Origin of the sequence: Methylobacterium sp. PvR107 (genome assembly GCF_017833295.1) — a bacterium.
GTDB lineage: Bacteria > Pseudomonadota > Alphaproteobacteria > Rhizobiales > Beijerinckiaceae > Methylobacterium.
The window spans coordinates 3,893,131-3,912,580 of the sequence record NZ_JAFIBW010000001.1; the positions used below are offsets into that span (position 1 = coordinate 3,893,131).

Annotated in this window: 20 protein-coding genes; 16 read left to right on the plus strand and 4 right to left on the minus strand. The window is 69.1% G+C overall.

Annotated elements, in window-relative coordinates:
• From JOE48_RS18290 to JOE48_RS18300, 3 genes are read right to left on the minus strand one after another with little or no spacing between them, the layout of a single operon-like run.
• Window positions 1–1,296, minus strand: coding sequence for an arsenic transporter (locus tag JOE48_RS18290; RefSeq protein WP_210031929.1), 1,296 nt, complete (start codon window positions 1,294–1,296; stop codon window positions 1–3).
• A gap of 34 nt (window positions 1,297–1,330) precedes the next feature.
• Window positions 1,331–1,768 carry an arsenate reductase (glutaredoxin) gene (gene arsC, locus JOE48_RS18295; protein ID WP_210031930.1) on the minus strand — a complete coding sequence of 146 codons (438 nt, stop codon included), beginning with the start codon at window positions 1,766–1,768 and terminating at the stop codon, window positions 1,331–1,333.
• Window positions 1,761–2,120, minus strand: coding sequence for a helix-turn-helix transcriptional regulator (locus JOE48_RS18300; protein ID WP_210035879.1), 360 nt, complete (start codon window positions 2,118–2,120; stop codon window positions 1,761–1,763). The genes arsC and JOE48_RS18300 overlap by 8 nt, the downstream gene beginning before the upstream one ends.
• 50 nt (window positions 2,121–2,170) lie before the next feature.
• Between JOE48_RS18300 and arsH the strand changes: the two genes are divergently transcribed.
• The 4 genes from arsH to JOE48_RS18320 all read left to right on the plus strand — a co-directional run bounded on the left by arsH (window position 2,171) and on the right by JOE48_RS18320 (window position 7,178).
• Window positions 2,171–2,917, plus strand: coding sequence for an arsenical resistance protein ArsH (gene arsH, locus JOE48_RS18305; protein WP_210031932.1), 747 nt, complete (start codon window positions 2,171–2,173; stop codon window positions 2,915–2,917).
• Window positions 2,918–3,348: 431 nt separating this feature from the next.
• Window positions 3,349–4,440, plus strand: coding sequence for an alkene reductase (locus tag JOE48_RS18310; RefSeq protein WP_210031934.1), 1,092 nt, complete (start codon window positions 3,349–3,351; stop codon window positions 4,438–4,440).
• 106 nt (window positions 4,441–4,546) lie between these two features.
• Window positions 4,547–6,460: a PAS domain S-box protein gene (locus JOE48_RS18315; RefSeq protein WP_210031936.1), complete on the plus strand. Its 1,914-nt coding sequence runs from the start codon at window positions 4,547–4,549 to the stop codon at window positions 6,458–6,460.
• Between the two features lies 1 nt (window position 6,461).
• Window positions 6,462–7,178: an HAD hydrolase-like protein gene (locus JOE48_RS18320; RefSeq protein ID WP_210031938.1), complete on the plus strand. Its 717-nt coding sequence runs from the start codon at window positions 6,462–6,464 to the stop codon at window positions 7,176–7,178.
• On the opposite strand, the gene JOE48_RS18325 is transcribed toward JOE48_RS18320, so the two are convergent.
• Window positions 7,115–7,612, minus strand: coding sequence for an outer membrane protein assembly factor BamE (locus JOE48_RS18325; protein WP_192706118.1), 498 nt, complete (start codon window positions 7,610–7,612; stop codon window positions 7,115–7,117). The two genes, JOE48_RS18320 and JOE48_RS18325, sit on opposite strands and share 64 nt — an antisense overlap.
• A gap of 191 nt (window positions 7,613–7,803) precedes the next feature.
• Between JOE48_RS18325 and JOE48_RS18330 the strand changes: the two genes are divergently transcribed.
• The 12 genes from JOE48_RS18330 to JOE48_RS18385 all read left to right on the plus strand — a co-directional run bounded on the left by JOE48_RS18330 (window position 7,804) and on the right by JOE48_RS18385 (window position 19,372).
• On the plus strand, window positions 7,804–8,367 hold the full coding sequence (locus tag JOE48_RS18330) for a ubiquinol-cytochrome C chaperone family protein (RefSeq protein ID WP_210031940.1): 564 nt from the start codon (window positions 7,804–7,806) through the stop codon (window positions 8,365–8,367).
• Window positions 8,364–8,891 carry a DUF177 domain-containing protein gene (locus tag JOE48_RS18335; RefSeq protein ID WP_245252873.1) on the plus strand — a complete coding sequence of 176 codons (528 nt, stop codon included), beginning with the start codon at window positions 8,364–8,366 and terminating at the stop codon, window positions 8,889–8,891. Before JOE48_RS18330 ends, JOE48_RS18335 begins: the two co-directional genes overlap by 4 nt.
• Window positions 8,892–9,147: 256 nt before the next feature.
• The gene (plsX, locus tag JOE48_RS18340) at window positions 9,148–10,182 is read left to right on the plus strand and encodes a phosphate acyltransferase PlsX (RefSeq protein WP_210031942.1); all 1,035 of its coding nucleotides are present in this window, start codon (window positions 9,148–9,150) and stop codon (window positions 10,180–10,182) included.
• 128 nt (window positions 10,183–10,310) lie between these two features.
• On the plus strand, window positions 10,311–11,318 hold the full coding sequence (locus tag JOE48_RS18345; RefSeq protein ID WP_210035883.1) for a beta-ketoacyl-ACP synthase III: 1,008 nt from the start codon (window positions 10,311–10,313) through the stop codon (window positions 11,316–11,318).
• 166 nt (window positions 11,319–11,484) lie between these two features.
• Complete coding sequence (locus tag JOE48_RS18350; protein ID WP_192706122.1) at window positions 11,485–11,805, plus strand: integration host factor subunit alpha; 321 nt, start codon at window positions 11,485–11,487, stop codon at window positions 11,803–11,805.
• Window positions 11,806–11,945: 140 nt separating this feature from the next.
• Window positions 11,946–12,434, plus strand: a complete 489-nt coding sequence (locus tag JOE48_RS18355; RefSeq protein WP_210031944.1) for a MerR family transcriptional regulator — start codon at window positions 11,946–11,948, stop codon at window positions 12,432–12,434.
• Between the two features lie 88 nt (window positions 12,435–12,522).
• The gene (locus JOE48_RS18360; protein ID WP_210031946.1) at window positions 12,523–12,942 is read left to right on the plus strand and encodes a hypothetical protein; all 420 of its coding nucleotides are present in this window, start codon (window positions 12,523–12,525) and stop codon (window positions 12,940–12,942) included.
• A gap of 120 nt (window positions 12,943–13,062) precedes the next feature.
• Complete coding sequence (locus JOE48_RS18365) at window positions 13,063–13,506, plus strand: Ig-like domain-containing protein (protein WP_210031948.1); 444 nt, start codon at window positions 13,063–13,065, stop codon at window positions 13,504–13,506.
• A 219-nt stretch (window positions 13,507–13,725) separates the two neighbouring features.
• Window positions 13,726–15,678, plus strand: a complete 1,953-nt coding sequence (locus tag JOE48_RS18370; RefSeq protein ID WP_210031950.1) for a PrkA family serine protein kinase — start codon at window positions 13,726–13,728, stop codon at window positions 15,676–15,678.
• A gap of 189 nt (window positions 15,679–15,867) precedes the next feature.
• Window positions 15,868–17,169, plus strand: a complete 1,302-nt coding sequence (locus tag JOE48_RS18375; protein ID WP_210031952.1) for a YeaH/YhbH family protein — start codon at window positions 15,868–15,870, stop codon at window positions 17,167–17,169.
• Between the two features lie 97 nt (window positions 17,170–17,266).
• The gene (locus JOE48_RS18380) at window positions 17,267–18,838 is read left to right on the plus strand and encodes a SpoVR family protein (protein WP_210031953.1); all 1,572 of its coding nucleotides are present in this window, start codon (window positions 17,267–17,269) and stop codon (window positions 18,836–18,838) included.
• Window positions 18,839–18,943: 105 nt separating this feature from the next.
• Complete coding sequence (locus JOE48_RS18385; protein WP_210035885.1) at window positions 18,944–19,372, plus strand: PaaI family thioesterase; 429 nt, start codon at window positions 18,944–18,946, stop codon at window positions 19,370–19,372.
• The last annotated feature ends 78 nt before the right edge of the window (window positions 19,373–19,450 follow it).

The window sequence follows — 19,450 nt, forward strand, 5'->3', positions numbered from 1 at the left end:
CTACCGCGGGCCGAGCAGTGGCAGCCACGCCGCCAGCGCCAGCAGCGTGACCAGCAGCACGGGCGGGGTGATGACCAAGCCGACCTTCATGTACTGGCCCCAGGTGATCCTCTGGCCCTTGCTGTCGAGGACGTGCAGCCAGAGCAGCGTGGCGAGGCTGCCGATGGGCGTGAGCTTGGGCCCGAGGTCGCAGCCGATCACGTTGGCGTAGACCATCAGCTCGCGGGTCAGCGGCGACAGGTCCGGCGCCTGCTGGATCGAGAGCGCGCCGATCAGGACGCTCGGCATGTTGTTCATTGCCGACGACAGGATGGCCGCCGCGAAGCCGGTGCCGACCGTGGCGAACCACGGGCCGTGCCCGGCGAGCCAGACCAGGCCCTTCGCAAGCGCGTCGGTCAGGCCGGCGTTCCGGAGGCCGTAGACCACCAGGTACATGCCAAGGCTGAACAGGACGATCTGCCAGGGCGCCTCGGTCAGCACCTTGCTGATCCGGATGGTCCCGCCCTGGTTCGCGAGCAGGAGGAGCACCGCCGCGCCGGCACACGTCACGGCCGACACCGGCACCCCGAAGGGCGCGGTGACGAAATAGGCCAGGAGAAGCACGCCCAGAAGCGGGAACGCCGCCCGGAACACCAGTGGGTCACGGATCGCCTCGGCCGGGCGCTCCAAGGCGTCCACCGGATAGGTCGCCGGCACGTCGCGCCGGAAGTAGGCCCACAGCACCACCAGCGTCGCCGCAAGGGACACGAGGTCCACCGGCCCCATCACGGCCGCATACCGGCCGAAGGTGACGGCGAAGAAGTTCGCGGAGACGATGTTGACGAGGTTGGAGATCACGAGCGGCAGGGAGGTCGAGTCCGCCACGAACCCGCAGGCGACGATGAAGGCGAGCGCCGCCGCCGGCGTGAAGTCGAGCCGGCGCAGGATCGCCAGCACAATTGGGGTCAGCAGCAACGCGGCGCCGTCGTTGGCGAACACGGCCGCGATGGCTGTGCCGAGGAGCACGACCAGTGGGAAGAGCCGTCGGCCCCGGCCGCCGCCCCAGCGGGCGATGTGCAGGGCCGCCCAATGGAAGAACCCGGCCTCGTCGAGAAGCAACGAGATGATGATGAGCGCCACGAAGGTGAAGGTGGCGTCCCAGACGATATGCCAGACCACCGGGACGTCGCCGGGGTGGATCACGCCCGTGGCGAGGGCGACGCCTGCGCCGGCCAGCGCACTCCACCCGATCCCGAGGCCCTTGGGCTGCCAGATGACGAACACGAGTGTGACGAGGAACAGGGCGAGCGCGAGCATCCGGGCGTTTTCTTCTTATGGATCGGTGTGAGGCTCAGGCGGTGGCGACGCGGCGGCCGCGCTCGTCCACGACTCGCTCGCCGTCCTCCTTCACGAGCTCGCCCTGCTGCCCGGGCAGCAGGTCCAGCACCGCCTCCGAGGGCCGGCACAGGCGCACGCCCTTCGGGCTGACCACGAGCGGACGGTTGAGCAGCACCGGATCCGCCGCGACCGCGTCGAGGAGTTGCCCGTCGGTCAGCGCCGGATCCCCCAGGCCGAGCTCGGCGAAGGGCGTGCCCTTCTCACGCAACGCCTCACGCACCGTGATGCCGGCGCGGGCGAGCATCCGCTCGATGAGCGTCCTGTTCGGCGGAGTCTTGAGATACTCGACCACGTGCGGCTCGATGCCGGCGTTGCGGATCATCGCCAGGGCGTTGCGGGACGTGCCGCAATCCGGGTTGTGATAGATCACGACGTCGAACGGCTCAGGCATGGGCAGTCTCTCCGGTAGTGCAGTCGCAAACAGCGAGCGCGGCGACCGCCGGGGCGCAGACCTCCGGATGGCCCTGGCAGCAGTCGCGCATGAGGAACTGGACGAGGTCCGACAGCGCCGGGTAGGCGGCGCTGTAGATGATCGAGCGGCCCTCGCGGCGGGACGTGACCAGCCCCGCGTGGCTCAGTTCCTTGAGGTGATGGGACACGGTGGCCGCGGACACGCCGACCGCGTCGGCCAGGACGCCGGAGGCCAGCCCCCCGGGCCCGGCGGTCACCAGCGCCCGCACCAGACGGAGGCGGTGCTCCTGCCCGAGGGCCAGGAAGGCAGCGAGGGCTTGCGTCTCGTCCATCATCTCTACAATTATCAAATTACCGTTTGAACGTACAGGAATGCAGATCCTTGGACAAGCCCGCACAGCCCTTCACAGACGGCCTGCCGAACCTGAGCGAGGCGCAGTTCGAGGCGCCGACCGCGGAGCGGGTCTCGGCGACGGCGCCGCTCACCCATGCGCCGCGCTTCCTGATCCTCTACGGCTCGTTGCGGGAACGCTCGTTCAGCCGCTTCCTCGCCTTCGAGGCGGCGCGCCTGCTGGAGGCGATGGGCGGCGAGGTGCGCATCTTCCACGCGGACGGGCTGCCCCTGCCCGACGACGCCACCGCCGACCACCCGAAGGTGCAGGAGCTCCGGCAACTGTCGATCTGGTCCGAGGGCCACGTCTGGGTCAGCCCCGAGCGCCACGGCACCATGACCGGCGTCATCAAGAGCCAGATCGACTGGCTACCCCTGTCGGAGGGGTCGGTGCGCCCGACGCAGGGCCGAACCCTCGCGGTGATGCAAGTCTCCGGCGGCTCGCAGAGCTTCAACGCCGTCAACGGCCTGCGCGTCCTCGGGCGCTGGATGCGGATGATCACCATCCCGAACCAGTCGTCGGTGCCGATGGCCTATAAGGAGTTCGATGACGCCGGCCGCATGAAGCCGGGGCCGCTGTACGACCGGGTCGTGGACGTGTGCGAGGAGCTGATGAAGTTCACGCTGCTGACGCGGGGCCGGGCCGAGTACCTGGTTGACCGCTACTCAGAGCGGAAGGAGCGCGAGCCCGAGCGCCTCAAGGGCGTCGCTGCCGACATCGGGTTCGTGAAGCGGTAGGTGGGCCCGGCCGTGTGGCGACGCCTCGTCCCGCCATGCGCGACAGCGCCGGCCAGTCGAGGAATTCTCCGGTTCCGAGACGCAACCCACAAACCACAAACCACCCAGAGGATCGCACGTTAGGTTGTGCGATCCCAAGACGATGCGCGGAACTTTGGTGAAATGGGCAGGTGACTTTGATGTTCGGCCTGCCAGCCCCTCTCAGTGATAAAAGCGGATTATAGGGTCGATTGTCACTGAGGGCTGGCGAGACCCTGACGCATGGCGAGGGCCGGGCTCCGCAGGGGCCCGGCCCTTTCTCGGCATGTGCGCCCTCGCACGCCGCCGTCGTCTCCGTTGCGCCGCACCTTGGCATCGCCGCGCCGCAGCGCCACCTCGGCGCCGGAACGAACCGGATGCGGCCCCCACGTCGCACCAGCACGAGGTAATTCATGCCATCCCTGCTCGACCCGATCCGCATCGGCGCCATCGAGGCGAAGAACCGGATCTTCATGGCCCCGCTCACCCGGGGCCGCGGCACCCGCGAGCACGTGCCGACCCCGATCATGGCCGAGTATTACGCCCAGCGTGCCGGCGCCGGCCTGATCCTCACCGAGGCCACCGGCATCAGCCAAGAGGGCCTGGGCTGGCCGTTCGCGCCGGGCATCTGGTCCGACGCCCAGGTCGATGCGTGGCGGCCGATCGTGAAGGCGGTCCACGACAAGGGCGGCAAGATCGTCTGCCAGATCTGGCACATGGGCCGGATGGTCCACCCGGACTTCCTCGGCGGCGCCAAGCCGGTCTCGTCCTCCGCCACCACGGCGCCCGACCAGGCCCATACCTATGCCGGCAAGAAGCCCTACGGTGAGGCCCGCGCCCTGGAGGTCGCCGAGATCCCGCGCCTGCTCGCGGATTACGAGCGCGCCACCGCCAACGCGCTGGCCGCCGGCTTTGACGGCGTGCAGATTCACGCAGCGAACGGCTACCTGATCGACGAATTTCTGCGCGACGGCACCAACCACCGCACCGACCAGTACGGCGGCTCCATCGAGAACCGGGTGCGGCTTCTGCGCGAGGTCACCGAGGTTGTGGCCAAGGTCGCAGGGCCCGAGCGCACCGGCGTGCGCCTCTCGCCGAACGGCGCGATCCAGGGCTGCAACGATTCGAACCCCGAGCCGCTGTTCGTGGCCGCTGCGCAGGCGCTGGCCGATGTCGGCATCGCCTTCCTGGAGATGCGCGAGCCGGGCCCGGACGGCACCTTCGGCAAGGCCGACCATCCGCCGATCGCCCCGGCGATGCGGCGCGTGTTCCGCAACCCGATGATCCTCAACGCCGATTACGACGGGATCAGCGGCCAGAAGGTGCTGGATGCCGGCGCGGCCGACGCCATCGCGTTCGGTCGGACCTACATCGCCAATCCGGACCTCGTCGAGCGGATCGCCAAGGGTGCGCCGCTCAACAAGGACAACGCCGCGACGTGGTACAGCCAGGGCCCCGAGGGCTATGTCGACTACCCGACCCTGAGCGAGGCCCGCGCCGCCTGAGACGCCTTCGGCCCCGATCCGCTGCCGCGCCCACAAAAAGCGTGGCGGCAATGTGCGGCGGTGCCTAGGCAGGCGCCGTCCGCGCACCTATTTGGGGAGCTGGATCATGGATGTGCCGGCTCCTCACGCGCTCGCGGCTTCCGAACCGACCGACCGGCGCTGGAGCGCCGCGGCCCGGATCGCGGAGCTGCGCGACCTCGCCATCCTCGATTCGGAGCCTGAGCCGCTCTACGACGACCTCGTGCGCGTCGCCGCCTATGTCTGCCGCGCGCCGGTTGCCCTCGTCAGCCTGGTGGATGCGGAGCGGCAATGGTTCAAGTCGGAGGTGGGTCTCGGCAAGCGCGAGCTGCCGATCAACTGCTCGGTCTGCGCCCACACGATCGAGGCCGGTGACGTCCTCATCATCCCGGACCTGACCGCCGACCCGCGGACCACCGAGAACCCGCTCGTGACCGGGGGGCCGGCCTTTCGATTCTACGCAGGCGCGGTGATCCGCGGCCAACACGGCATTCCGCTCGGCGCCCTGTGCGTGCTCGACCGGGCCCCACGGCCGGACGGGCTCGACTCGGAGCAGACCGCGACCCTGCTGGCGCTGGCGCGGCAGATCTCGAGCCTGCTGGAGCACCGCCGGACGCTGGCGCAGGTCGCCGCCCGCGAGGCGGAGATCGCCGCGAGCGAGCGTCGCTTCCGGGTGATGACCGCGGCGATGCCCCAGATGGTCTGGACCACGCTGCCGGACGGGTTCCACGACTATTACAACGACCGCTGGTACGAGTTCACCGGCGTGCCCTACGGCTCCACCGACGGCGAGGGTTGGAACGACGTGTTCCATCCGGAGGATCAGGAGCGGGCCTGGACCCGGTGGCGCCACTCGCTGGAGACCGGCGAGCCCTATGAGATCGAGTACCGCCTGCGCCATCGCGGCGGCGACTACCGCTGGACGCTGGGCCGCGCCATGCCGATCCGCGACGCGGAGGGGCGGATCGAGCGCTGGTTCGGGACCTGCACCGACATCGACGACCTGAAGCGTGCCGAAGCCGAGGCGCGCAAGCTCGCCGCCATCGTGGAGACCTCGAAGGACTTCATCGGCCTCTGCACCCTGGAGGGCGAGATCACCCATCTCAACGAGGCGGCCCTGGCCCTGGTCGGCCTGCCCGACCTCGCCGCCGCGCGCCGGCACAGGATTCCGGATCTCTTCACGGACGACAGCCGCCGCGTGCTGGCCGAGACCGTGATGCCGGCGGTCCGCCGGAACGGCTTCTGGGAGGGCGAGCTGGCCTTCCGCCACTTCGGAACGGTCGAGCCGGTGGCGGTCCTGTACAACATCTTCCCCGTGCGCGATCCGACCGGGGCCGAGGTCGGCTATGCCACCGTCACCCGCGACCTGCGCGAGGCCAAGCGCGCCGAGGAGGCCCGCGACCTGCTGATCCGCGAGCTGTCGCACCGGATCAAGAACATCTTCGCGGTGGTCGGCGGGCTGGCCGCGCTGACCGCGCGCAGCGATCCGGCCGCCAAGCCTTTCGCGGCCGCCTTCCGGGAGCGACTCGGCGCCCTGGCGCGGGCGCACGAATATGTCCGGCCGCACTCCCCCGACAGCGCCCCCGCGGTGGCGGGCCAGACGGTCCTGGGGCTCATGCGCCTGATCATGGCCGCCTATGAGGAAGGCGGCCGGGCTCGGGTGGCGATCTTCGGCGACGATGCCGAGATCGGCGAGCGCACCGCCACCGCCCTCGCGCTGATCATGCACGAGCAGGCGACCAACGCGATGAAGTATGGCGGCCTCTCCACCAATGAGGGCGGGGTCTCGCTGATGGGGCGCCACGAAGCGGACCGCTACACGCTGACATGGCAGGAGGCGGGCGGCCCCCCGGTCGTCGGCGCTCCGTCCCGCAAGGGCTTCGGCACGGTCTTGGCCGAGCGCAGCGTTGCCGGCCAGCTCGACGGCGTGCTGGAGCACGACTGGGCGCCGGGCGGGCTGCAGCTGCGCCTCAGCGTCCCGATCGAGAACCTGCGGACCTGAGATGGCCCGGGAGCCCGCGCGTGGGCCTGGCCTCATCGTCCTCGATTTCGACGGCACCCTCGCCGACAGCTTCGACTGGTTCTGCTCGGTCCTGAACGGCGTGGCCGACCGCTACCGCTTCCGCCGCGTCGAGGCGCACGAGGTCGACGGGCTGCGGCGGCAGGGCGCCCGTGCGATCGTCGCCCATCTCGGCATCCCCCGCTGGAAGCTGCCGCTCATCGCCCGCCACATGCATGCCCTGGCCGCGCGCGACGCCGCGCGGATCGCGCTGTTTCCCGGCGTCACGGCGATGCTCGCCGAGATCGCCGAGGCGGGCGTGCCGCTGGCGATCCTGTCGTCGAACCGCCTGGAGACCGTCCGCCGCGTGCTCGGGCCGGACAACGCCGCCCGCATCGACGCCTATGCCTGCGGCGCTTCGATCTTCGGCAAGGCGCGCCGGCTGAGGGCGCTGCTCGCGCGGACCGGGATCGCGGCGGACCGGGCGCTCTGCATCGGTGACGAGATCCGGGATCTGGAGGCGGCGCGAGCCCTCGGCTGCCCGTTCGGCGCCGTGGCCTGGGGCTACACCGATCCGCGGGCGCTCGCGGCGCTCGGACCCGAATACGTGTTTTCAGAACCCGCGGAGATCGCCCGCCTCGCGGCGGGCGCCGCCGGTCACAGGCCGCGGTTCGCGCCCGGCACGACGCTGGCGCCGTTGCCGCTGCCGAACGGCTCGTAGCGGGTCAGGCCGCGGAACAGCTGGCTGAGGAAGGCCCGGTCGGCGCCGCTCGTCGGCGTGGTGCGCTCGATGAAGTCGAACACCCGCCCGTCCTGGAGGCCGTAGAGCGCCACGCGCTCGACCTTGAAGCCGGGGCTGAAGTAGACCGCCGTGACCTTCTGGTCCTCGACCTGCTCGCCCATGAACATGATCGTCCGGCGGGTGTTCTGGGAGATGTAGTACCAGGACTTGTTGCCCACCGTGGAGACTGTCGACGGCGTGCCGAGAATCTGCAGCACCTGCTCGGGGCTCATGCCGGGCTTGATCGTGGCGAGTGCGGCCTGATCGACCTGATAGCCGTGGCGCAGCTCCTCGCCGATGCAGCCGGACAGGCCGGCTCCCGCAAGGCCGAGCAGGGCGAGGCGCGCGAAGGACTGGACGAGACGGCGCCGCATCGGGCCCCCAGAAAGCGTGTGGACGGACGGGACGCAACCGAGGCCGCCGGCACGGGATTCCGACGGCGCTTGCGCCCTGGGCGTGGGTTGCCGTACCGCGGGGTTATGGCTTTGACAAGGCAAGCTTGGCCACAGGCAGCCGACATCCGTGCCGGGTGCGGCGCCGTCCGATTTTTCACCCAGGGGTGCCCATGATCGCCGGGTTGTTCCGCCGCGCGAACGCGCGCCGCCGCGCCGTCGAGGGGCTGCACCTTGCCCTGAGCATGGCCGCGCGCCAGCCGGGCCTCTACACACGCCTCGGCGTCCCCGACACCGTCGAGGGCCGGTTCGAGGCCCTGTGCCTCCACGCGATCCTGGTCCTGCGCCGGCTGGGCCGGCTGCCGGCGCCGGCCGCCGAGGTGGCGCAGGATCTCGTCAATTCGGTCTTCACCCAGCTCGACGCGTCCCTGCGCGAACTGGGCGTCGGCGACATGGGCGTGTCCAAGCGGATGAAGAAGCTCGGCGCCGCCTTCTACGGCCGGGCCACGGGCTACGACGCCGCCCTCGACGCGGGCGACACGGCGGCGCTGCGCGCGGCACTCGTCCGCAACGTGCTCGGCGGGGAGGGCGACGGGACGGGCCTCGCCGCCTACGTCCAGGCGGTCGACGCGGCCCTGGCGGCGGTTGACCTCGACGGGTTGCTCGGCGATGGGCCGCCCTTACCGGCGCCGGACGGTTTCGCATCCCCTTTCGCGCCCATTGAGGACAGAGCATGACACCGCGCATGACCCGGGACAGCAGCCAGGCCAGCGGCCCGCTCTCGCGCTGGGTGAATGTCGAGCGCCTGCCCCAGGGGCACGGCACCGCCATCGTGGAGGCGAGCCCGGCCGAGTGCGCGGCCCTCGCGGCCGATTTCGGGATCCCCGCCATCCGCGACCTGGTCGGGCGGTTCGAGATCGCGGGGTCGACCAGCCGGCTCACGGTGACGGGCCGCGTGGAGGCCGTGGTCACGCAGGTCTGCACCGTCAGCCTCGAACCGTTCGAGTCGCCGGTGCGCGAGCCGGTCGAGGTCGTGTTCACCGATACCGACCGGCTCGCCGGCACCGATGCCGGGGACGCCGACATCCCCGACCCGCTCGTCGGCGGCCGCATCGATTTCGGCGCGCTCACCGCGGAGTTCCTGGCGCTGGGGCTGGACGCCTATCCCCGCAAGCCCGGCATCAGCTTCGAGCCCGTGGTCGTGGGCGAGGACGCGGGACCCCTGGCCGGGCTGCGTAAGCTTCGCGACGGCGAGGGCTGAGCGCCGACGCCTGCGCACCGCGCGGCTTCGATCGCCTGACCGCTGCACGGCCCCGGAAGGACGGGGGATATTTCGCACGTCCTGGCAGTCCCGCGCCCCGAGCGATCAAGCCTCCGCTTTGCGATGAGCCGGCGCGTGCCGCCCGAATTCATTTGCCCGCGGGCTCGGTATCGCTATGGTCCGCCGCGCCCGACAGGGCTATCTCGTCCCTGTCCGCCCCTTTTCCCGCCGAGACTTCGCGACCCGCCTGAACGACATGTCTCAACGCGTGTGCATCTCGCTCGACGCCATGGGCGGCGACCACGGACCCTCCACGGTCGTGCCCGGCGCGGCCCTCGCCCGCGAGCGCCATCCCGGCACCACCTTCCTGATGTTCGGCGACGAGGCGGTGATCGCGCCGCTGGTCGCCAAGGAGCCCCGGCTCAAGGATTGCGTCGAGATCCGCCATACCACGGTGTCCGTGGCCATGGATGACAAGCCGAGTCAGGCGGTGCGCCAGGGCCGGGGCAAGTCGTCCATGTGGCAGGCGATCCAGGCTGTGCGCGACGGTCAGGCGGATGCCTGCGTCTCGGCCGGCAACACCGGCGCCCTGATGGCGATGTCGAAGATCTGCCTGAAGACCATGTCGGGGATCGAGCGCCCTGCCATCGCGTGCCTGTGGCCGACCCTGCGCGGTGAGAGCGTCGTGCTGGATGTCGGCGCCACCATCGGCACGGATGCCGAGCACCTCGTCGAGATGGCCGTGATGGGCTCGGCCATGGCCCGCATCGTGTTCGACCTCGACCGGCCGACTGTCGGCCTGCTCAACGTCGGCACCGAGGAGATGAAGGGCAACGAGGCCGTCAAGGAAGCCGCCCGGATCCTGCGCGAGATGGAGAGCCCCGGGCTCAGCTATCACGGCTTCGTCGAGGGCACGGATCTCGGCCGGGGCACGGTCGACGTGGTCGTGACCGAGGGCTTCACGGGCAACATCGCCCTCAAGACCGCCGAGGGCACGGCCAAGCAGATCGGCAGCTATCTGCGCGCGGCCATGACGCGGACGCTGGCGGCCAAGATCGGCGCCCTCTTCGCAAGGCAGGCCTTCCGGGCGCTCCGCGACAAGATGAACCCGAGCCGGGCCAATGGCGGTGTGTTCCTCGGCCTGGAAGGCATCGTCATCAAGAGCCACGGCTCCGAGAACGCGCAGGGCTTCGCGGCCGCCATCGATCTGGCGCACGACATGGCGCGTCACGACATGATCCGCACGATCCGCGAGAGACTCGACCAGACGGCGGCCCTGGCGCCAGCCTGAACGGGCCGGTGCCGGCCTGAACAGCCGGTGCCGGCCTTAGAGGCCCCTTGGGCGGACAGGATGGAAATCGGGCGCCTGCGGCGACACACCTGACGGGTGTGAACCCGCGCTGCCCGGGAAGGACAATGATGGCGACCCTCCGTACAGACCCCGAGCCGAATCGGCGCGTCCCGGACCTGCGCTCGGTGGTGGTCGGAACCGGATCGTGCCTGCCCGCGCGCGTCGTGACCAACGCCGCCCTGGCCGAGCTGGTGGACACGTCGGACGAGTGGATCGTCCAGCGGACCGGCATCCGCCAGCGGCACATCGCGGCGGCCGACGAGACGACCTCGGTGCTCGGCACCCGGGCTGCCCAAGCCGCCCTCGACGATGCCGGCCTGACGGCGGCCGACATCGACCTCGTCATCTGCGCGACCTCGACCCCGGACCATACCTTCCCCTCCACCGCGACCCAGATCCAGGCCGCGCTCGGCATCCACCAGGGCGCCGCCTTCGATCTTCAGGCCGTCTGCGCCGGCTTCGTGTTCGCGGTCTCGACCGCCGACAAGTTCCTGGTGACCGGGGCGGCCCGCCGGGCGCTGGTGATCGGCGCCGAGACCTTCTCGCGAATCGTCGATTGGGAGGACCGCACCACCTGCGTCCTGTTCGGCGACGGGGCCGGGGCGATCGTGCTGGAGGCGCGGGAGGACGCGGATGGCCGCGGGGTCCTCAGCAGCAGCCTGCGCTCGGACGGGCGGTACCGCGAGAAGCTCTACGTCGATGGCGGACCCGGCTCGACCGGCACCACCGGGCGCCTGCGCATGGAGGGCCGCGACGTGTTCCGGTTCGCCGTCGGGCAGGTCACCGACGTGATCGTCGCGGCCTTCGCGCAGGCCGGCGTCACCGCGGACGACCTCGACTGGTTCGTGCCTCACCAGGCCAATCGCCGGATCATCGAGGCCTCGGCCGACAAGCTCGCCATCGCGCGGGAGAAGATCGTCCTGACGGTGGACCGCCACGGCAACACCTCGGCGGCCTCGATCCCGCTGGCCCTCGACGTGGCGCGCCGGGACGGCCGCATCCGCGCGGGTGACCTGGTGATGATCGAGGCGATCGGCGGCGGGTTCAGCTGGGGGGCCGCGCTGATCCGCTGGTGACGCGTCCGGAGACACACCGAAACAATTCGGTGTGTCGGTGCGGTTGACCGGGGGCGGAGCGCCGATTAGCGTGCCGGATCATAGGGATACGCCTTCAGCGTTCGGTGCGGCCATAGATGCTGCGCCATGCGCCATGGGGCGAGCGATGCGGGCGAGGGGACACGGCATGGCAGGCAAGACGGTGACGCGCGCCGACTTGAGCGAGGCCGTCTACCATCAGGTGGGCCTGTCCCGGACCGAGTCGGCCGCCCTCGTCGAGACCGTGCTGTCGGAGATCTGCACCTGCCTGGCGAGCGGCGAGACGGTGAAGCTGTCCTCCTTCGGCTCCTTCGTGGTGCGCAGCAAGGGCAAGCGCGTCGGCCGCAATCCCAAGACCGGTGTGGAAGTCGCGATCGAGCCCCGCCAGGTGATGGTGTTCAAGCCGTCGAACGTCCTGAAGGCGAAGATCAACGGCCTCAACGGCGCGGACCAGCACGACGACGATTGAGGCGGAGCGGGTCCGCGCAGGGCGGGTCGTGGACGCGGTGCTGTCCCGGAACGCAGTGGGATTCCTGCGCCGGTCAGGCTTGAGTACGGCTCCGCGACCCGGCAAGATCGTGCCGCCTCCAGCCGATCCGTAAGACCGCCATGCCGCCAGCCCTCGCCGAACAGACCGACGAACCGCCGGCCGGGACCGGCGAGAAGAGCGCACACGCGTTCCGCACCATCAGCGAGGTCGCCGAGGAACTCGACGTGCCTCAGCACGTGCTGCGTTTCTGGGAAACCCGCTTCGGACAGATCCGCCCCGTGAAGCGGGCCGGGGGGCGGCGCTACTACCGGCCCCAGGATGTCGAGCTCGTTGCCGGCATCCGCCATCTCCTGCACGTGCGGCGCTACACCATCGCGGGGGCGCAGCGGGTGATCAAGGAGAACGGCATCCGTTTCGTCCAGGCGGTGGGTCGCGGCGAGGCCGTGGCCGCCGAGCCCCTGTTCCAGGAGGGCGAGGCCGAGGCGGCCGCCATGAACGAGCCGATCGGGATCTCCGACCGCGCCGCCCTCGCGGACGTCCTGGAGGAGCTGCGCGTCTGCCGCGCCCTGCTCGACGGCTTGCGTGAGATGCCCGGCGCGGAAGCCTGACCGACACTGCGGAGACCCCTGGGCGCTTCGGAGCCGATCATACACGCGGCAGGCGAACTTTTCGGCAACAACTCGCGTTGTCGCCCGCATGGCCGCGCCCAAACCCAAGCTGTCGCCCAGCCAAGAGCTGATGGCCCGCATCATGCGGATCGTCCGCACCTGTCCGGAAGCGGCGTCCGAAGTCCTGGAGCTGATGTTCCTCGTCAGCCAGATCGAGGCCGCCACCAACGTCGACCGGCACTACCGCGACGCGAAGCGCGTGATCAGCCGCCTGCGCAACCCGCTCTGGGAGATGGGACCCACCGATCGGGAGAAGCTGCTCTCGGCCGCGGAGGCGATCCGCCGCGTGTGCCGTCTCGCCGAGGACGAGATTCCCGCCACGCCGATCGCGGATGCCGGCGAGCGCGCCCAGGTCGAGGCGCGGCTCGCCACCGCCCTGGCCGGGGAACTCGACGCCGCGCAGATCGCCCGGGTCACGGGGATCGTCGCCGCGGCGCTGCAGAATTAAGCCGCCGGGATAGCCCTCGACGCTCGTGCGCGGCGTCCCCACATGGTCTCGACCGATGAACGGGGCACCGGGCGGCGTTTCCGGAGACAGGCCCCGGATCGGCACCGGAGAGACGCTGCCATGATCGCCCTTCGTCCGTTCGCTGCGCTCCTCGTGGGCAGTCTGGCCCTCGCCGGGCCGGCGCTGGCCCAGTCCCCGGCGAACCGAACCAAGACGGTCGCGCCCGGCAAGTCGGTGCGGCTTGAGATCGCGCCCAACCTCAAGAAGGATTGTTCTCCTGGGCCGATGCCCGAGTTCAAGGTTTCCGGGCCGCCGAAGAACGGCTCGATCATCACCAAGGTCGGCAAGCTGAAGACGCCGGCGAGCTATCGCTGCCCCAACAAGGAGGCGGCGGTGCAGGCCCTGTTCTACCAGCCCAACAGCGGGTTCACGGGGTCCGACGAAGTGACGTTCGAGGTGAAGAGCTCCGACGGGCAAGTCCAGACGCAGACCGTGAAGATCACGGTCGGAGCAGCCGCCGCCAAATCGGGCGACGAGTCCAAGAAAGAGGGCACTGATTTGTGAGCCGAGTCGGCGGTTCGCGGGCCGGGTCCTGTTTTGCCGCTTCCAGCACGCGGCGCGAGACGGCGCGGAGACTCGTCCGCGTCGCGCTCAGCACCCGTGGGTGTTGCAAGCAATCGACATGCCGAGCGCCATGCTCGCCGCACTGCGACAAAAGCGGGCCTGTCGGTTGCATCCAAGCCGAGACAGGATGAAGCTGTCACGGTCTGAGAGGGTTATCGAATGCCCATGCATGCGACGAACGACCTTTTCCAGAGCTTCGTCCGAGGGTACGAGGCCCGCCGCGACACGGAGATGACGCTCTCCGAGTACCTCGAGGCCTGTCGCGACGAGCCCCTGATGTACGCCTCGGCCGCCGAGCGCATCCTGGCGGCGATCGGCGAACCCGAATTTGTGGACACATCCAAGGATTCGCGCCTCGGCCGGATCTTCATGAACCGGACGATCCGCACCTACCCGGCCTTCCGCGAGTTCTACGGCATGGAGGAGACGATCGAGCGGATCGTCTCGTTCTTCCGCCATGCCGCGCAGGGCCTGGAGGAGCGCAAGCAGATCCTCTACCTGCTCGGGCCTGTCGGCGGCGGTAAGTCGTCGCTGGCCGAGCGGCTGAAGCTCCTGATGGAGGTTCACCCCGTCTACGTCCTCAAGGCTGGGGACGAGGTCTCGCCGGTCTTCGAGAGCCCGCTGGGCCTGTTCGACCCCGAGACGATGGGCGAGGAGATCCAGAAGCGCTACGGCGTCCCGCGCCGGCGGCTGACCGGCCTGATGAGCCCCTGGGCGCTGAAGCGCCTCGACGAGTTCAACGGCGACATCTCGCGCTTCAAGGTGATCAAGGTCCGGCCCTCGCGCCTGCGCCAGATCGCCATCGCCAAGACCGAGCCGGGCGACGAGAACAACCAGGACATCTCCTCGCTGGTCGGCAAGGTCGATATCCGCCGGCTGGAGACGTTGTCGCAGGCGGATCCCGACGCCTACTCGTATTCGGGCGGCCTGAACCGGGCGAACCAGGGCATCCTGGAGTTCGTCGAGATGTTCAAGGCGCCGATCAAGATGCTGCACCCGCTGCTCACCGCGACGCAGGAGGGCAATTACGTCGGCACCGAGAATATCGGCGCGATCCCGTTCACCGGGGTGATCCTGGCCCACTCGAACGAGGCCGAGTGGCAGACGTTCAAGACCAACAAGAACAACGAGGCCTTCATCGACCGGATCTACGTGATCAAGGTCCCGTATTGCCTGCGCGTCACCGAAGAGCAGCACATCTACGAGAAGCTGATCTCCGGCTCGGAACTGTCGGACGCGGCCTGCGCGCCCGGCACGCTGGAGATGCTGGCGCGATTCTCGGTGCTCTCGCGCCTGCGGGAACACGCCAATTCCAACGCCTTCTCGAAGATGCGGGTCTATGACGGCGAGAGCCTGCGCGAGGTCGATCCCCGCGCCCGCTCGATGCAGGAATACAAGGATACGGCCGGCGTCGACGAGGGCATGGACGGGATCTCGACCCGCTTCGCCTTCAAGGTGCTCGCCGCGACCTTCAACCACGACACCACCGAGGTCTCGGCCGACCCGGTGCACCTGATGTACGTGCTGGAGCAGTCGCTGCGCCGCGAGCAGCTCCCGCCCGAGACCGAGAAGAAGTACCTGGAATTCATCAAGACCGAGCTGGCCCCGCGCTACGCGGAGTTCATCGGCCACGAGATCCAGAAGGCCTACCTCGAATCGTACCACGATTATGGGCAGAACCTGTTCGACCGGTACATCGACTACGCCGATGCCTGGATCGAGGATCAGGACTTCAAGGACGCCGAGACCGGCCAGCTCATGAACCGTGAGCTCCTGAACCAGGAGCTGACCAAGATCGAGAAGCCCGCCGGGATCGCCAACCCGAAGGATTTCCGCAACGAGGTGGTGAAGTTCGCCCTGCGCTCCCGGGCCCAGCACGGCGGCCGCAACCCGAGCTGGACCAGTTACGAGAAGCTGCGCGAGGTGATCGAGCGGCGGATGTTCTCCCAGGTGGAGGAGCTGCTGCCGGTGATCTCCTTCGGCTCCAAGAAGGACGGCGAGACCGAGAAGAAGCACGGCGAATTCGTCGATCGCATGGTCGCGCGCGGCTATACCGAGCGGCAGGTCCGCCGCCTGGTCGAATGGTACATGCGGGTGAAGCAGGCCGGCTGAGGCGTAGGGCGCCCGGCCGGGTCCAATCCGGCCGGGCCAGAATCGACCCTCCGCTGCCACAGTTTCGGACGACCGGCCGGTGAGGATCTCAGGCCCGTTGCGGAAGAGGGATCCCTTCCTCCGGACGCAACATGGTACGATACGGGTCCGGACCCGGCCGGCACACGCGGACGAGGGTTTTCGCAGCGGATGCACATCGTCGACCGACGTTTGAACCCGGGCGGCAAGAGCCTCCCCAACCGCCAGCGCTTCCTGCGCCGTGTGAAGGACGTGGCCCAGCGCGCCGTGCGGGAATCCGCCCGCGAGAAGGACATCAAGGATCTCGGCAAGGACGGCCGCGTCAGCGTGCCGGCGGACGGCGTGCGCGAGCCGCGCTTCTCTCGCCAGCCCGGCACCGGCCTGCAGGATCACATCCTGCCCGGCAACAAGACCTACGTGGAGGGCGACACGATCGAGCGGCCGCCGGGTGGCGGCGGCGGTCGCGGCTCCGGCGAGGGCGGGGAGGGCGGCGAGAACAGCGAGGACGCATTCCGCTTCGTGCTCACCCGCGAGGAGTTTCTGGAGCTGTTCCTCGAGGATCTGGAACTGCCGGACCTCGCCAAGCGGCGCCTCGCCATCGTCGAGACCGAGGGACTGCGCCGGGCGGGCTACACGGTGACCGGCTCGCCGGCGAACCTTGCGCTCACCCGGACCCTACGCAACTCGATGTCGCGGCGGATCGCCCTCAAGCGCCCGAAGCCCGAGGAGGTCGCGGCCCTGGAGGCGCGGCTCGATGCGCTCCCGGAGAGCGACCCTGAGCGGGCGGAGCTGGAGCAGGCGCTGCTGAAGTTGCGCGAGCGCGCGAAGCGCATTCCCTATGTCGATCCGATCGACCTGCGGTTTCGCCGGTTCGAGCCCTATCCGCGGCCAATCGCTCAGGCCGTGATGTTCTGCCTGATGGACGTGTCCGGCTCGATGACCGAGCACATGAAAGACTTGGCCAAGCGGTTCTACATCCTGCTGCACATCTTCCTGACGCGGCGCTACCGCCACGTCGAGATCGTGTTCATCCGCCACACCGATCGGGCGACCGAGGTGGACGAGGAGACGTTCTTCGGCTCCCGCGAGACTGGCGGCACGCTGGTTTCGTCCGCGCTGGTCGAGATGAAGCGCATCATCGCCGAGCGCTACGACCCCAACGACTGGAACATCTACGCGGCCCAGGCCTCGGATGGCGACAACGTCTCCTCGGATGCGCCGACCTCGACAGAGCTGCTGCGCTCGCACATTCTGCCGGCCTGCCAGCACTTCGCCTATCTGGAGGTCGGGGACGAAAACGGCCCGCGCGCCGGCTTCGTGGAGCACCGCACCACCTTGTGGCGGACCTACGAGGCGATCGCCAAGGCCGGCGGCCCGATCGCCATGCGCAAGGTCAACCACCGCCGGGAGATCTACCCGGTCTTCCGCGAGCTGTTCGGGCGCAAGGATGCCCGGGCGGAGGCGGAGGGGTGATGATGACCCGCGCCGCCTCTTCCTCCCCCCTCTGCGGGGCGAGGGAATTCCCGTCCCGTGGGGACACGGGATACGCTCTGGTTGATCGGGAGGCCGCATGACGCTCGTCAAGGCACGCACGCCTCAGATCATTTCGGGCACCCAAAAACCCCTCTTCACCGGCAACGACTGGGATTTCGACACGATCCGCCGCATCCACGACGCCTGCGAGGCCGTGGCTGGGCCACAGCTCGGCCTGTCCTGGTACCCGAACCAGATCGAGATCATCACGGCCGAGCAGATGCTCGACGCCTACGCGTCGATCGGCATGCCGCTGTTCTACAAGCACTGGTCGTTCGGCAAGCATTTCGCCCAGCACGAGGCCGGCTACCGCCGCGGCCTGATGGGGCTGGCCTACGAGATCGTCATCAATTCCGACCCGTGCATCTCCTACGTGATGGAGGAGAACACGGCGACCATGCAGACGCTGGTCATCGCGCACGCCGCCTTCGGCCACAACCACTTCTTCAAGAACAACTATCTGTTCCGGCAGTGGACCGATGCCGAGGGCATCCTCGATTATCTCGACTTCGCCAAGGGCTTCATCAGCCGCTGCGAGGAGCGCTACGGCCACCAGGCCGTGGAGCAGGTGCTCGACGCCGCGCACGCGCTGATGAGCCAGGGCGTCCACCGCTACCCGCGCAAGAAGCGCCCCGACCTCGCCTCCGAGCAGCGGCGCGAGCGCGAGCGGATCGAGCACGGCGAGCAGATCTACAACGACCTCTGGCGGACCCTGCCGCAGAAGATCGGCACGGCGCGTCCGGACGTGGCCGCCGAGCGGCGCAAGGCGCTGCTCGAACTGCCGCAGGAAAACATCCTGTACTTCCTGGAGAAGGCCGCGCCGCGTCTGCGCCCCTGGCAGCGGGAGATCCTGCGCATCGTCCGCCTGGTCGCCCAGTATTTCTACCCGCAGCGCCAGACCAAGGTGATGAACGAGGGCTGCGCCACCTATTGCCACTACCGGATCATGAACGCCCTGTCGGAATCCGGGCAAATCACCGAGGCGGCCTATCTGGAGTTCCTCCAGTCGCACACCAATGTCATCCGGCAGCCGAACTACGACGACCGCTCCTACGGCGGCCACAACCCCTACGCGATCGGTTTCGCGATGATGCAGGACATCGCCCGCATCGTGGAGCAGCCGAGCGACGAGGACCGGGAGTGGTTCCCCGACATCGCCGGAACCGGCGACGCCATGGCGGTCCTGCGCGACTGCTGGGAGAATTACCGCGACGAGAGCTTCATCCAGCAATTCCTGTCGCCCAAGCTGATGCGCGACCTGCGGCTGTTCCACGTGGTCGACGATCCCGAGGAGCCGGAATTGCGGGTCGAGGCGATCCACGACGAGCGCGGCTACCGCAAGCTGCGCCGTGCCTTCGCGCGCCAGTACGATGTGGCGTGGCTCGACCCGGACATCGAGGTGGTGGACGTGGACCTGGAGGGCGACCGGCGCCTGATCCTGCACCACAAGGCGATCAACAAGATCACCTTGCAGAAGGACGACGCCAAGCGGGTCCTGCAGCACCTCGCCGACCTCTGGGGCTACGACGTGGTGCTCAAGGAGGTCGAACCGGCCACCGGCACGGTGCTGGGCGAGATCACCGCCAGCGCGCGGCCGATCTTTTTCTGACCGGGGCCGCGGCAGGGCTGATCCGATCCGAACATCTCAGGACGAGGGAGACGGAGGGATGGGGCCGCGGATTGCCTCACGGTAACGCCCATGCTGCAAGGGGCCATGACCGCCACGATCCTCACGCTCGCTGAGACCATCGCCTTTCTCGACCGCGAATTCCCGCAGATGCAGGCGGGCGGCCGCGCCTACCATCTTGAGGCGGTTGGTCCGCTCTCGGCGCGGATGCGGCTCGAAGCCCAAGAGCGCTTCCTCCGGCCCGGCGCGACCGTATCGGGGCCGGCCATGATGGCACTCGCCGACTACGCCCTCTACGCGGCGATCCTCGCCAATATCGGCCCGGTGGCGCTCGCCGTGACGACGAGCCTGAGCTTCAACTTCCTGCGCAAGCCCATCTCGGGGGATCTCGTGGCGGAGTGCCGGTTGCTCAAGCTCGGGCGCCGCTTGGCCGTGGGCGAGGTGCTGATCAAAGCCGCCGCGAGCCCGGACCTCGTCTGCCACGCCACCGGGACCTACTCGATCCCGCCCCGCTGAGGCGGTATCCCGCGTCGTCTTTGCGAGCGGAGCGACGCGATCCAGCAGCGCCACGTTCGCCGATGTTGCGCTGCCCTG

Coding starts and splice junctions, on each gene's coding strand:
- JOE48_RS18290 (WP_210031929.1), bottom strand. CDS start 1,296: ATGCTCGCGCTCGCCCTGTTCCTCGTCACACTCGTGTTCGTCATCTGG.
- arsC (WP_210031930.1), bottom strand. CDS start 1,768: ATGCCTGAGCCGTTCGACGTCGTGATCTATCACAACCCGGATTGCGGC.
- JOE48_RS18300 (WP_210035879.1), bottom strand. CDS start 2,120: ATGGACGAGACGCAAGCCCTCGCTGCCTTCCTGGCCCTCGGGCAGGAG.
- JOE48_RS18310 (WP_210031934.1), top strand. CDS start 3,349: ATGCCATCCCTGCTCGACCCGATCCGCATCGGCGCCATCGAGGCGAAG.
- JOE48_RS18315 (WP_210031936.1), top strand. CDS start 4,547: ATGGATGTGCCGGCTCCTCACGCGCTCGCGGCTTCCGAACCGACCGAC.
- JOE48_RS18320 (WP_210031938.1), top strand. CDS start 6,462: ATGGCCCGGGAGCCCGCGCGTGGGCCTGGCCTCATCGTCCTCGATTTC.
- JOE48_RS18325 (WP_192706118.1), bottom strand. CDS start 7,612: ATGCGGCGCCGTCTCGTCCAGTCCTTCGCGCGCCTCGCCCTGCTCGGC.
- JOE48_RS18330 (WP_210031940.1), top strand. CDS start 7,804: ATGATCGCCGGGTTGTTCCGCCGCGCGAACGCGCGCCGCCGCGCCGTC.
- JOE48_RS18335 (WP_245252873.1), top strand. CDS start 8,364: ATGACACCGCGCATGACCCGGGACAGCAGCCAGGCCAGCGGCCCGCTC.
- plsX (WP_210031942.1), top strand. CDS start 9,148: ATGTCTCAACGCGTGTGCATCTCGCTCGACGCCATGGGCGGCGACCAC.
- JOE48_RS18345 (WP_210035883.1), top strand. CDS start 10,311: ATGGCGACCCTCCGTACAGACCCCGAGCCGAATCGGCGCGTCCCGGAC.
- JOE48_RS18350 (WP_192706122.1), top strand. CDS start 11,485: ATGGCAGGCAAGACGGTGACGCGCGCCGACTTGAGCGAGGCCGTCTAC.
- JOE48_RS18355 (WP_210031944.1), top strand. CDS start 11,946: ATGCCGCCAGCCCTCGCCGAACAGACCGACGAACCGCCGGCCGGGACC.
- JOE48_RS18360 (WP_210031946.1), top strand. CDS start 12,523: ATGGCCGCGCCCAAACCCAAGCTGTCGCCCAGCCAAGAGCTGATGGCC.
- JOE48_RS18365 (WP_210031948.1), top strand. CDS start 13,063: ATGATCGCCCTTCGTCCGTTCGCTGCGCTCCTCGTGGGCAGTCTGGCC.
- JOE48_RS18370 (WP_210031950.1), top strand. CDS start 13,726: ATGCCCATGCATGCGACGAACGACCTTTTCCAGAGCTTCGTCCGAGGG.
- JOE48_RS18375 (WP_210031952.1), top strand. CDS start 15,868: ATGCACATCGTCGACCGACGTTTGAACCCGGGCGGCAAGAGCCTCCCC.
- JOE48_RS18380 (WP_210031953.1), top strand. CDS start 17,267: ATGACGCTCGTCAAGGCACGCACGCCTCAGATCATTTCGGGCACCCAA.
- JOE48_RS18385 (WP_210035885.1), top strand. CDS start 18,944: ATGACCGCCACGATCCTCACGCTCGCTGAGACCATCGCCTTTCTCGAC.